The sequence below is a fragment of the Pseudopedobacter saltans DSM 12145 genome, assembly GCF_000190735.1.
GTDB classification, from domain to species: Bacteria; Bacteroidota; Bacteroidia; order Sphingobacteriales; family Sphingobacteriaceae; genus Pseudopedobacter; species Pseudopedobacter saltans.
The window spans coordinates 2,372,752-2,386,705 of the sequence record NC_015177.1 but is presented as its reverse complement, the minus strand read 5'-3'; the positions used below and the strand labels follow the sequence as shown (position 1 = coordinate 2,386,705).

General features: G+C 39.1%; 7 protein-coding genes. All 7 read left to right on the top strand.

What is annotated here, in order from left to right; genetic code table 11:
* Window positions 1-36 precede the first annotated feature (36 nt).
* The 7 genes from plsY (at window position 37) to PEDSA_RS19585 (ending at window position 13,890) form a co-directional block, all read left to right on the top strand.
* Window positions 37-684 (top strand): glycerol-3-phosphate 1-O-acyltransferase PlsY, encoded by a 648-nt coding sequence (plsY, locus tag PEDSA_RS10160; protein WP_013633072.1) that lies wholly within the window; start codon window positions 37-39, stop codon window positions 682-684.
* A 4-nt stretch (window positions 685-688) separates the two neighbouring features.
* Window positions 689-1,495, top strand: a complete 807-nt coding sequence (locus PEDSA_RS10155) for a M48 family metallopeptidase (protein ID WP_013633071.1) — start codon at window positions 689-691, stop codon at window positions 1,493-1,495.
* Between the two features lie 228 nt (window positions 1,496-1,723).
* The gene (locus PEDSA_RS10150; protein ID WP_013633069.1) at window positions 1,724-2,374 is read left to right on the top strand and encodes a carbonic anhydrase; all 651 of its coding nucleotides are present in this window, start codon (window positions 1,724-1,726) and stop codon (window positions 2,372-2,374) included.
* A 66-nt stretch (window positions 2,375-2,440) separates the two neighbouring features.
* On the top strand, window positions 2,441-3,022 hold the full coding sequence (locus PEDSA_RS10145; protein ID WP_013633068.1) for a YdeI/OmpD-associated family protein: 582 nt from the start codon (window positions 2,441-2,443) through the stop codon (window positions 3,020-3,022).
* Window positions 3,023-3,582: 560 nt separating this feature from the next.
* A complete protein-coding gene (locus PEDSA_RS10140; protein ID WP_013633067.1) occupies window positions 3,583-4,839 on the top strand; it encodes a helix-turn-helix domain-containing protein in 1,257 nt (418 codons plus the stop codon).
* Between the two features lie 179 nt (window positions 4,840-5,018).
* Window positions 5,019-7,859, top strand: coding sequence for a TonB-dependent receptor (locus tag PEDSA_RS10135; RefSeq protein WP_013633066.1), 2,841 nt, complete (start codon window positions 5,019-5,021; stop codon window positions 7,857-7,859).
* Between the two features lie 721 nt (window positions 7,860-8,580).
* Entirely contained in the window at window positions 8,581-13,890 is a 5,310-nt protein-coding gene (locus PEDSA_RS19585; protein WP_013633065.1) for a T9SS type B sorting domain-containing protein, read from the top strand.
* Window positions 13,891-13,954: the final 64 nt, after the last annotated feature.

Here is a 13,954-nt window from a genome sequence, read left to right as displayed (position 1 = left end):
TAAAAGGTAAGCCATCGTTTAAAACTATAGCATAGAATGATATCTATATATTCAATTGGGGCTATTATTTTAGCCTATATTTTTGGTTCCATACCTACAGCTGTCTGGATCGGTCAGGCTTTTTACGGGGTAGATGTAAGGGAATATGGTAGCGGCAATGCTGGTGCTACAAATACCTTTCGTGTACTTGGGAAAAAAGCGGGTATTCCTGTAATGCTGATTGACATTTTGAAAGGTTGGACAGCTACAAATCTTGCCTATTTTATAGGACTATCAATTACAGGACCCGAGCATTCTGTACAATATGTTAACTATCAGTTAGCCCTTGGGATTGTTGCGGTAATGGGGCATTTATTTCCAATTTTTGCAGGTTTTAGAGGCGGGAAGGGGATAGCCACATTACTTGGAATGGTTTTAGCTGTGCATCCTCAAGCAGCTTTGCTATGCGTTCTTGTGTTTGTTACCGTTTTGCTGATCACAAATTATGTGTCATTAAGTTCTATACTAGCTGGATTCACTTTTCCGGTGAGCCTGATATTTATTTTCCATGTATCAGTAAAGGCAATTTTAATCTACGGAATGTGCATTTGTGTACTCATTCTGGTAACACACCAAAAAAACATAGAAAGGTTGTTGAAAGGAAAGGAATCGAAAGTTAACTTATTTGGAAAAAAGAAAGATTAAACTTATGTTAAAGTTAAATGTTAAAGGAATAGCTTTTTCGGCATTAATTGTGATGATGGGAGCCTGCTCTACGGTTCCACTGACAGGAAGAAGACAGGCAAGTTTGGTTAGTGATGGAGAAATGAACACGCTTGCAGCAACAAGTTATAAAGAGTTTCTCACAGAAAACTCTAAAAATGTAATCACTAATACTGCCGAAGCAAAAAAGGTTAAGGAAGTGGGAAATAAGATCGCTGCTGCCGTAACCAGGTACATGAATGATAACGGCTTAGGAAGCCAGATAGCCAATTTTCAATGGGAGTTTAATCTGATTAAAAGTGACGAGGTAAACGCATGGTGTATGCCTGGAGGAAAAGTGGCTGTTTATACAGGTATTTTGCCTGTCACCTTAAATGATGCTGGTTTGGCAACGGTAATGGGGCATGAAATTGCTCATGCGATAGCCAGACACTCTGCTGAGCGTTATTCTCAACAGATGATTGCATCGGGTTTAGGGAGCTTGGCCGGTGCTGCAGTAACTAAAACAGCTTCGGGGAAAGCCGTTTTCGATCAGATGTTCGGCGTAGGAGCTCAGGTGGGCGTGTTATTGCCGAATTCGAGAAAGCAGGAATCGGAAGCCGACCGTTTAGGTTTAACCTTTATGGCTATGGCTGGTTACGATCCATCCCAGGCTATTTATTTCTGGGAAAGAATGGCATCAGGAAAGAAAGCAGGTAGTTCCGAGTTCTTAAGCACTCACCCAAGTGATGCGACACGTATTTCAGATATTAAAAAATATCTGCCAGAAGCTTTGACCCATTACAAAAAATAATAACTGCATTTGATGCAATAAAAAGAGCCGTTCTAAATGAATGGCTTTTTTATTCACTTAAAATTGTATAAGGGGATAGGAAAGAGGACTAACGAACAAAGAGCAAAGACCAATTCCTATTTGCGACTTTCTATTTACCACTTATTACCTACTACTTTCCACTCACAACTTACAACTTTCTCTTTCTACTTTCCTCTTACTTCTCTACCTTTGTGAAAAAATTACAGCATGCGATTACATAATATAGAAGACCAAAAATCAGTAACACCTTCGTTAGCCTTATCTTTTTTAAAAGAAGGCAATCAGCGTTTTGTAAACAATTTAAAAGCTCACGGTAACCTGCTGGAACAGGTGAACGAAACAAAGAATGGCCAGTTCCCTTTTGCAGCTATTTTAAGTTGTATAGATAGCCGTACTTCAGCAGAACTTATTTTCGATCAGGGGCTTGGTGACATATTTAGTATTCGTATCGCTGGAAATGTACTTAGCGAGGATGTGATAGGTTCAATGGAATTTGCGTGTAAACTTGCAGGTTCTAAACTAATTGTAGTATTAGGACATTCTAAATGTGGAGCAATTACCGGCGCATGTAAACAAGTTCATCTGGGACACCTTACTAATCTTCTTGAAAAGGTAAACCCTTCAATTGAATATGTAAGGAAACATCATACAAACGTAGATCTAAATTCCCTTGAAGGTATTAATCTGGTAGCTAATCAGCATGTAGATCATACGATTACCGAAATTCTTGATAAAAGCGATGTATTGCGTGAAATGTATGAGAATGGTGAAATTGGTATTATAGGAGCATTTTATAACGTCGAGACCGGAGAGGTAGATTTTATAAAAACTATGTTCTTAGAAAACAGTGTAGTATAAAGCGTTTGGTCTTTAGGTGGCGCTCCCATACTATTGCAATCTAAAGTTGAACTTGCATACAAATCAATGTCAGCGAAGGAACAGGAAGTATTTTATCCGGCAAGCCTTGCAGAGTGGAGAAAATGGTTGGAACAAAATCATCTTTCCAAATCGTCTGTATGGCTTGTCCTTTATTCCAAATCTTCTGGCAAATCTACAATCAGCTGGAGCGAGGCTGTAGATACCGCGCTCTGTTTTGGTTGGATAGACAGTAAAAGAATCAAGATAGACCTGGAAACCTCACATCAGTTTTTTAGCAAGAGGAAGCCGAAAAGTACTTGGTCTAAAATCAATAAAGAAAAAGTAAAAAGACTGATTGCAGACGGACTAATGACTGACGCAGGGAATGCCAGCATTGAGCTTGCCAAACAAAATGGCTCTTGGACTATTCTGGATGAGGTGGAGGAATTAATAATTCCATATGATCTGGAAGAAGAATTTAATAATCATGAAGGTACAAAAGAGTATTTTCTAAGTTTAAGCAAATCAGTAAGGAAAGCAATTCTACAATGGCTTGTTTTGGCTAAACGAGCTGAAACCCGTCAAAAAAGAATAAGCGAAATTGTTCAGCAGGCGAGTGAGAAGAAGAAACCTAAACATTTGCAGTAGTTTGTTTTTCTCTGTTCAGAGGATATGGTTTCTCCCATCAATACTTTTACATAAAGGTCCAAATCACCTTTCGCACTATACCTTTACACAGAAAACTTGAGCGTGATTGGCTTTTACTATCAAAGATTGTTTCCCGGGTCCGTTCGAAAGAAACTCCTTTGGAGCAATTACGTTCCTATTTTGTCATTGCGAGCCTGCGAAGCAATCTCGCGCCTGGTTCAAGTCTTACAGCTAAGCCCTGACCTGGTAGCTATGTTACACGAATAAAGAAATAATAGTCAAGTTCCTCAGGTTTCTAACCTATTCTTTTTTATAAAAGACTTTTCCAATTGTAGGCAGTTTCAGTCCATCCACAAGAGAATCTGTTAATGTGATGGTTAAAATAAAACAGAGAAAGAGTTTATAAACTCTTAAAGTTAGTACCTAAAAAAGCTTTTTAAATAAAGGGAAAATTTTGGAAAAGCATTGTAAAGAGAATAAACTTGTTTTTTTAATTTTGAAAAACACTGATAGTTTTATCTTTGACATATATTATTGTTTAATCTGACAAAGGTGGGCTTGTGATAAATTATTACGATATTCTTTTAATAGGTGGAGTTTTTACCAGTTTTTTGACGAGTATTTTGCTGTTTAAAAGCGGCGGGAGTCAGAAACATGCCAACCGCTTGTTAGGAGTAGTGATTTTTGGCTGGGGATGGTATGTTTTTCTTTACCTGTTAATTGTAACGGGATGGTTGGCTTATATTCCAGGTATTTACCGTATAGGAAGTCCTGTTTATTATTTGATACCTGCCTGTAATTATCTCTACACCCGTAGTGTTCTGTTGGATGAAACAAGATTCAGAAAATATGACTGGCTACATTTTTTGCCGGCAACACTGCATGCAATGGAATTGCTTCCATATTACTTGTCGGGGCCGCAGGAAAAACAGATGGTAGCCAATGCAATAGCTGGTAATTTCAGTCTGGCTTATCAGAGAGGTGATGGTCTGATACCTGCATTCTGGCATTTCCAGTTGAGATGGATACTAGGTGTAATTTACCTGATATTTCAATGGAGATTGCTCTATCAAATTCTTCAGAAGGATAATTTAAAAGAGTTCAGGACAGTGACTAATTGGTTGATTACCTTTGCCGTTTTTTGTACTGTTGTTTATGCCGGGCTGGGAAGCATGTCTGTGTTTGCCTGGTTAAATTTAGAATCTGGAAAAAGTCCGCTTGATTCCGGACGTTCTATCCCGCGTTTAATGCAGGTGGCTGGATTTATGGCTTTAAGCATTTATCTTTTTTTTAAACCTGAAATTTTGTATGGCGTACCGAGAGGTACCGGCAAACTAGCGCCGCTGGATATAGAGCCTGAAATGACAAAGAAACCCGATTCTGAGACGGCACTGGTTATGGAGGATACTCAACAAGTGGATAAATCGCCTGATCGGGAAATTCCTTTTAACCCCGAACTTATTGAAAGTTATGCGGAACAGGTTGGAAAGTATATCATTGATGAGGAAGCTTTTAGACAGCCAGGTTATACCATTAATGAGTTGGCAAAGGCTTTAAAGATGCCTATACATCATCTTTCGTATATCTTAAACCATTATTATAAGCAGCGTTTTACAGATTTTATAAACTCTTATAGGGTGGATTACCTGAAGAAGCGTTTGGATAACGGAGATTGGCGCTCGTTTAGTTTAGAGGGGCTGGCGCGGGATGCGGGATTTTCATCAAGAAGTACTTTTTTTGCCGCTTTTAAAAAAAAGACAGGGATAACTCCGTCTACTTATGTTCAACAAAATGAAATGGTGAATTTTGACCGGTAGAACTGATAAGTTCTTTAATGTGAATGGTTGTTTTGATGTATTTGGGTGTTTTTTACTAAATATTTTTCGTGTTGTCTGTCTGGTGTTATACTGGAACTTGTTGAATTTTGTCCACGCAACTTGTATTAAAATGGGTTCTTGTGTTTATATTTGCGCTCACGTAATTAAAAACTTACAAATTGAACGCTTATAGAAAGTATATTTTACCCATTTACCTATCTATTTTTATTTTATTTCAGAATCAGTTATCGTTTGCTCAGGAGTCCATTACAATTAAAGGCCGTGTATTTGATAAAGTGAGTAAAGATCCTATCGGCGGTGCTCTGGTAGCTGTTAAGGGCTATAGTAAGAGAACAGTTACTAATCAAGACGGCAGCTTTAGTTTACATATTGCAGCATCTTTACCCTTACAGCTACAGGTATCTTTTTTAGGCTATGTGCCGGAGGAATTTGTAGTGAAAAACCAAAATACACCGATAATTGCTGCATTAAGTGTACAGCATATACTCGGTAATGAAATAGTGGTTTCCGCATCCCGAATTCCTGAACGTATTTTGGAATCGCCGGTTTCTATCGAACGTATTTCAATAGAAGATATCAAAAAGACGGCGGCTACTTCTTTTTATGATGGATTGGTAAATCTGAAAGGCGTTGAGCAAAGTACACAAAGTTTTACCTTCAAATCTTTAAATACTAGAGGGTTTAACGCAAATGGAAATGTGAGATTCAACCAGTTTTTAGACGGAATGGATAATCAGGCTCCCGGTTTAAATTTTTCGGTGGGTAATATAGCAGGAATAACAGATCTGGATCTGGAAAGTGCAGAGTTGATTCCGGGTTCTTCATCGGCATTATATGGTGCTGGCGGAATAAATGGAACTTTATTACTGAACTCTAAAAGTCCGTTTATCCATCAGGGACTGAGTGTGCAATTAAAAACAGGAATTAATCATATTGACAAAAGCCAGCAGGGTGTGGCAAACTGGAATGATGTACAAGTTCGCTATGCAAAGGCATTAAATAGCAAACTAGCGTTTAAAGTGAACTTTTCCTATTTGCAAGCCGATGACTGGAAGGCTCTGGATCAATCCAATTATGATCGAACCGGTATGCTTGGCAAAGTTGGGGATAGAAGCAGTGACCCGGCCTATGATGGAATCAATGTATACGGCGACGAAATTAAGGTTAATATGAGAAATGTAGCTCAGGCTGTTGTTGGTACAGCCAGGCAGGCATATATTAAGGAATACGAGTCGGCAACAGGGTCTACGCCTTATGATGCTCAAATTCAGGGATTTTTAAGTGTAATGCCATCGGTAAGCCCTTTTTATTTGGGTCTTCAGAATGGGATTATACCGAATCAGGATGTTTCCCGAACCGGATATCTGGAAAATGATTTGGTGGATTATAATACAAGTAGTTTCAGAACGAGCGGGTCTTTCAACTATAAAATCAGAAAAGATATTGAGGCCAGTGCACAGGCTTATTGGGGGACGGGAACATCTGTATATACAGGGGCCGATCGTTATTCTTTGAAAAATTTTAATATCGGGCAATATAAATTAGAACTAAAAGGGAACAGATTTTTTTTAAGAGCTTATACAACGCAAGAAAGATCGGGAGATGCCTATAACACTACGGCATTAGCTTCTTTGATTAATGAGCGTTCTAAACCAAGTACTGCTTGGTTTCCACAATATGTAGGCGCATATCTGGCAGGCCGAAAAATGGGACAAGATGAGACTCAAGCACATTTAACCGCTCGTTCAACAGCAGATAATGGCAGATTTGTCCCAGGATCAGAAGAATTTATCCAGGCAAAACAAGATATAGCATCACGGACAATAGGGGCACAGGGAGGTGCGAAATTTAACGATAAAACTAATTTATGGCATTATGAAGGCATGTACAATCTGTCGGGGCTAATTTCTGCGGTCGACTTAATTGCAGGCGCTTCTTACAGATTATATGATTTGAATTCGGGAGGTACGCTGTTTGATGACCTCAATAAAAAGCTAACTATTGCCGAATATGGCGCCTATGTTCAGGGGACTAAGAAATTCTTTGATGAGAAACTTAAATTTGTAACCTCTATTCGTTATGATAAAAGTGAGAATTTTAGTGGTTTCTTATCTCCGAGAGTGGCGGCAGTTTGGAATTTGAGTAAAAATCACTATTTCCGTTTCTCTTACCAATCCGGGTTCAGGAATCCGACAGCACAGTCTCAGTACATAGATTTGCTCGTTCGGGCTGGTTCACGTTTAGTAGGTGCATTGCCGCAGTTATTGGATAAATATGAGCTGAAAACCAATAAGCCTTATACAGATTTAAGTTACAGAGCTTATGTAGAAAGTGGCTATAGTAACCCGTCAGTTTTAGAGAATTTTACCTTTTCTGTTTTTAAACCTGAAAAGGTGCAGGTTTACGAAATAGGATACAGGGCATTATTAACAAGTGCTTTGCATCTGGATGCTTCTTATTATTACAATAACTATCGAGACTTTTTAACTGCAGCTATTCTTTGGCAAAATCCAACTCCGGGGAATCCAACCGGGTTAATGTCTCCAGTACGGTATGAAACAACAGTAAACGTTCAGGAGCCGGTAAAAGCACAGGGTTGGGCTTTGGGCATGGAATATAACTGGAAAAAGTTAAAATGGATGGCTAATGTCGCCCAGGATAAATTAAGTAAAATGCCTGATAAGTTTTTTAATACCTATAACACCCCAGCCTACAAATTTAATGCAGGTGTGGGAGGGAATGAGATTATAAGGAATACTGATTTTAACCTGACTTATCGCTGGCAGGATCAATTTATATGGCGTTCTGCATTTGCTTCTGGAGAAGTGCCTGCATACGGTACTTTGGATGCACAGCTTAGTTTCAAATTACCTGCTTATCGTTCGATATTGAAGATTGGAGGAGCTAACTTATTGAATAAATACTATGTTACTTCTGTTGGAAACCCATCTATAGGAGGTATGTATTATATATCGTTAGTTTTTGAAGGCAAGAATTAATATCGTATCATAGTAGCTTAAGGCTTAAAAGTAGAGGACTTAAAGCCGATAGGTATGTGGAATCGTATGGCCTTTTCGAGAGACCGCTACCTGGACGGAGAGATGTCTTTTCCTGAAACGGATTTTCTTCTGTCCTTCTGCCCAAGCAGGTTCTTTCTGAAAAGAAGACCTTGCACAAACCTAAACTGATTCTTCTTAGTCATCCTCGGCGCAGTCGAAGGATCCCAAGTACACCCGTTTAAGATGAAGCAAAGCAGAAAGCTTAAAGCAATTCCTTTTATACATTTCTATCTCTATAATAGGGAGAGAAGACGAAGATTCGCTAAATAAAATTAGCATTGATAGCAATAGTTGTCTTATGCTGACTGTAGATCTAAAAAGATCTCTGATTTAGTGTTAAACTAAGGAAATTAGTCCGATTTTGATAAGTTCGGACTAAGAGAAGGTCTGTTTTGCTCTCAAGAAAGTCAATTCTTAATAGTTTCGGTGTTTTAAAGCTAAACATTGAAACTAATTAAATATATGATAAAAAAGATACTTCTCTAAAAGTCTGGATTTTTCTCACTTTTTACACTATGTCTGCTATTGCCACTTGCTTCTAATTGTGGCATTATTTGTAGTTAGCCGGCTGGTGTTTAGAAAAAGTGACATCCGTTAATAATCTAAATCCGCTTTTCAATAGTATGAATTTTAAACTGTTATAATTAACTAGCTAAATAATATGAAGAAGCTATATATTTCTTTTTTTAGGAACGACCAATACCTGTGGATTTACAAATCTCGGATAGGAATATTGTTGGTTTGTTTATTAACTCTTTTACAACCCAGAGCAACAGCTGCGGGCGATAGTGATTGGATATCCCATGCAGCACCCGAAGATAATAATGAATGGCGTTCTGTTGCCTATGGCAACGAAACATTTGTGGCAGTAGCCGCTAATGGTACCCATCGGGTAATGACCAGTCCGGATGGGATAAACTGGACAGTTCAAACTGCTGTGGAAGCAAATTTGTGGATGTCTGTAACTTATGGAGGTGGTCAGTTTGTTGCTGTAGCTATGGATGGTTTTTATGGGGTAATGACCAGCCCTGACGGGATTAACTGGACGCCCAGAACAGCGGCGAAAAATAGTGATTGGAAATCTGTTGTTTATGGCAATGGTAAATTCGTAGCGGTATCTGCGACTGGTGCTGTGATGAGCAGTCCGGATGGTATTGTCTGGACTCTTCGCACAACCCCAGCATCGGGCGAGTGGTCTTCTGTTACCTATGGTGGTGACAAGTTTGTGGCAGTAGCCAATAAGGGTACTCATCGGGTAATGAGCAGTTCTGACGGGGTTACATGGACGGTAGCTGCAGCAACTGAAGTAACCACATGGCGTTCTGTTACCTACGGAAATGGTAGGTTTGTAGCGGTAGCCAATAGTGGTACCAACCGGGTAATGACCAGTACTGATGGTACGACGTGGACTACAGTAAGTACGGGAGGTATTTCTTCTGGTTGGTGGGGTATTGTTTATAGCAATGGCAGATTTGTAGTGGTAGGTGTTGGTCAATCGATGACCAGTACTGATGGTGTGACATGGACAGAGCTGACCATGTCTGATCTTGGCAATGCATGGTATTCTGTTACCTATGGAAATGGTAAGTTTGTGGCAGTATCTCAGAATGGCACTAATCGGGTAATGACTTATACTCCACCTTCTCCCAAAACCCCGCAAACCATTACATTTAACGAATTTCCTGCATATAAAGTTGGAGATGGCCCGGTTACACTTTCGGCCACAAGTTCTTCCGGCTTATCGGTGAGTTATAGCAGTAGTAATACAAACGTAGCTACCGTAACCGGAAATATACTAACAATTGTAGGGACAGGAACTACAGAAATTACGGCAACACAACAGGGGAATGATGATTATTTAGCTGCGGTACCTGTTAAACGGAATTTGAAAGTTAGTAACAAGCCATCTTTTACCAGTACACCTGTAACTGAGGCTAAATATCATCAATCTTATAGCTATTCTGTAACAGCAACAAAAGAAGACGGTTTGGAAACAACTATTGTAGCAGAGAACTTACCTTCTTGGTTAAATCTTGAGAAAAAAAGAGGCTTGTCATTAATAGCGACGTCTTCAGAGCAGCTTTGTGCCATGGCAAAAGATAATGAAGGAAATATTTATATAGCTTCATACGAATATTATGGCATTGAAAAAATTAATAAATCTAATGGACAGATAGGGCCAGTGGGAAATAAAAACCTGGGAATGGTGAGAAGTATGGAAGTATATAATGGGTATTTATATATAAGCAGGGTAAATGAAGCTAAAATTACAAGGATCCCCCTGAGTAATCCGCAATATGCAGCAGAAGAAAATGTTCTCACCAACCTGAGTGGTGTTTATAACCTGAAAGTTTATAAGGGCGAACTTTATGCGTCTGTGAAAGACAAAATCATAAAAATTAACACAAGTAACAAAACATATGAGACCTTTTTAGATTTACCGGGTGCCACTATTAAAGGGTTTGCCTTTAATGGAGCAGGTACGCTTTATTTCTCGGAAAGTTCGCCTAATGCGAGATTGGCTAGTTATAATGGTAGTATGGTTACAACTGTTCTGACAAAGGCATACAATGATGTAGAGATAGATGAGAATGGAGTATTCTATTTAGCAGATGCTACAGGTGTAACTAAATATTCTGCGGATTTATCTGTTTCTGAACAAATTTATACAGAAGATGCTGTAATTGATTTGGTTATTAGTGATCAGGGGATTGTTTTTACCACGGTTAGTAATTTTGAAATTTATAAAAATGAATCGGGTACATTCTTAACCGGAACGCCCAAAACAGATGATATCGGTATTCATTCTGTAAGATTAAAGGCTAGTAATGATGCAGGCAGTACTATACAGGAATTTGATATCACTGTAAGCGGTCCGGCAACATTAAGCGGTTTTTCTGATATTTCCAAAATATACGGCGATGCACCTTTTGCATTGACTGCCCCGCAAAGTAATAACAAGGGAGGTATAATTACCTATAGTAGTAGTGATCCAACAATAGCTTCTGTTTCCGGGAATATGGTTACCATTCATAAAACGGGAAAAGTTACCATTACCGCCACACAGGAAGCTTATCAATATTATACAGAAAGCAGCATAACAGCTGAACTGACCATAAATAACAAGCCATCTTTTACCAGTACACCTGTAACTGAGGCTACATATAATCAATCCTATAGCTATTCTGTAACAGCAACAAAAGAAGGCGGTTTGGAAACAACTATTGTAGCAGAGGACTTACCTTCCTGGCTCGCATTAAATACAGGGATAAACGTTAGTACTTTGGCTGGGAGTACAAAGGGAGTGGTTAATGGTAAAGGAATTGAAGCCCAATTTGACACCCCTGCAGGAGTAGTAGCAGATGCAGAAGGAAATATTTATGTAGCTGAATATGGCAATAGCTTAATCCGTAAAATTACAGCTGATGGACAAGTAAGTACTTTTGCAGGCAGTACTTTTGGATACGCTGACGGAATAGGTACGGCAGCTAAATTTAATGGCCCTCAGGGGATGGCAATTGATGCTTCGGGAAATATTTATATAGCAGAGAGAGGAGCAAGTCGTATCCGTAAAATAACACCCCAGGGATTGGTAAGCACTATCGCAGGTAGTGGAACCAACGGCAATAGTAATGGCGTTGGGACTGCGGCAAGTTTTAATAAACCAACTGGAATAGCAATAGACCCATGGGGTAATATATACATTGCGGATGATTTAAATCATAGTATCCGTAAAATAACTCCAAATGGTACGGTCAGTACGTTTGCGGGAAATGGTACAGCTGGCTATGCCGATGGTGTTGGAGTTTTGGCCAGATTTAATCGCCCGACTGGAATTATTACAGATGCCTTAGGGAACGTTTATGTGTCTGAATCGTCGAATTATATCCGTAAGATTACTCCTAATGGTACTGTAAGCACATTTGCGGGAAATGGTACGGCAGGTTATGCAGATGGGCCAGGTACGTCGGCAATGTTTAATTCTCCACAAGCTATGGTTATGGATGCATCTGATAATATTTATGTATCGGAAAGTTCAAATCATCGGATTCGCAAGATTACACCTGCTGGGGAAGTAAGTACAGTTGCCGGCAAAGGAGTACAAGGGAATCGTGACGGTACGAAAGAAGAAGCACAGTTTTGGGGGCCTGTGGGTATTGCTCTTGATATGTCTGGTAATATCTATGTAGCCGAATGGAGCAACCACAGAATTCGTAAGATTACACAAGGTATTACCCTAACCGGCACACCGGGAATAACTGATGTTGGTATCAATCCGGTAGCACTTAAAGCAAGTAACACTGTGGGTAGTACTTCTCAGCAATTTGACATTACAGTAAGTGGTCCTGCAATTCTTAAGAATTTTGCGAACATTAATAAAACTTATGGTGATGCAGTATTTACTTTAAGCCAACCGGGTAGCAATAATACAGACGGTACATTTACTTATGTCAGTAACAATCCTGCTGTAGCTTCTGTAAATGGGAATAAAGTAACTATTCTTAAATCGGGCATAGTAAAAATTACGGCCAAACAGGCAGCGCATAGCTATTTTACTGAAACTACAATCGAATCAACCCTGACGGTAGCTAAGGCTCCATTAACTATTACTGTAGATAATAAAGAAAAATTTGTAGGAACAGTAAATCCTATTCTAACTATTACATATAGTGGTTTCGTGAATGGAGAAAATGAAAATGTACTAACCAGCCAGCCAATAGTTTCTACTTCGGCAGACAATAATAGCCCTATTGCAGATTATCCCATCCTGGTAAGTAGTGCAATGGGAGATAACTATAATATTAGCTATCAGCCGGGAATATTGAAAGTGAAACCTGGTGGGCCTACAAATATTTTCTTCACAGAGATATCTCTTTATGAAAATAGTCCGAAAGGGACTGTTTCAGGAAGTTTTAGCAGTACATCGGAGGATCCCACGGCTACTTTTAATTATAGTTTGGTTGCGGGGCAAGGTGGAGAAGATAATGGTAAATTTATTTTTGACGGAAATCAGTTAAAAACACTAGCCTTGTTGGATTACGAGCAAAAGCAAACATACTTTATTAGGGTACGCAGTACTACACAACATGGCTTTTGGTTAGAAAAGGAGTTTATCGTCAATTTAAAAGATGTTAATGAGGCTCCAACTATTGATTTTATAAATGATCAGGAAATATGTTATAATACTATCGAACAGCGAATCAACCTTACCGGTATTACACCTGGTCCTGAAAGTTGGCAACAGGTAACGCTAAATGTATCTGGTAATAACCCTGATCTATTGTCGCTATTGGAAATTAATAATGGGCAAATACGTTACAGGGTAGCAGAAAATAAAAGTGGTGTGGTGCTTATAACCGTAGCTGTTAAGGATAATGGGGGAACAGATAACGGTGGTATAGACGAGGTAAAGCGAATATTTCAATTAAGGATAAATTCTTTACCGAAGAATGTTATTACAAGCGATAGGGGAAATAAGATAAGTAAGGGAGAAATAGCGAATCTGACTGTGAATAGCGATAATGGTATTACTTATATATGGTCGCCTGCTTCCGGAGTTGTTTCCGGACAAAACAGTGCTGTGCTTAGTGTACGGCCTATGGTGACGACGACTTATTCTGTTGCTGTAAGGAATTCTTCAGGATGCGAAACGATATCAAGTTTTACTGTTGAAGTGGAAGATGACTATTTGGCTATAGCGGCGGAAAATTTTATTACCCCGAATGGCGATGGGGTAAATGATACCTGGGTGATTAATAATATAGATGCTTATCCGGATCACACCTTAACGATAGTAGACCGATCTGGTAAAATTGTTTATGCTGTCAGGAATTATCAGAATGATTGGAATGGCACTCTAAATGGTCAGCCTTTGGCGGAAGGAACGTATTATTACATTATCCGTTTCGACCAGAACCAACCGAACCTGAAAATGGCGAAAGGATTTATAACGATAGTGAGAAGCAAATAGAGTTTTAAAGTTTAAAGTAGAAAGCTGCTTCGTTCATCGAGTTTCGTTGATCGTTTATCGACCA

Excerpts from the sequence above, each read along its gene's own strand:
- plsY (WP_013633072.1), top strand. The coding sequence starts at position 37 with ATGATATCTATATATTCAATTGGGGCTATTATTTTAGCCTATATTTTT.
- PEDSA_RS10155 (WP_013633071.1), top strand. The coding sequence starts at position 689 with ATGTTAAAGTTAAATGTTAAAGGAATAGCTTTTTCGGCATTAATTGTG.
- PEDSA_RS10150 (WP_013633069.1), top strand. The coding sequence starts at position 1,724 with ATGCGATTACATAATATAGAAGACCAAAAATCAGTAACACCTTCGTTA.
- PEDSA_RS10145 (WP_013633068.1), top strand. The coding sequence starts at position 2,441 with ATGTCAGCGAAGGAACAGGAAGTATTTTATCCGGCAAGCCTTGCAGAG.
- PEDSA_RS19585 (WP_013633065.1), top strand. The coding sequence starts at position 8,581 with ATGAAGAAGCTATATATTTCTTTTTTTAGGAACGACCAATACCTGTGG.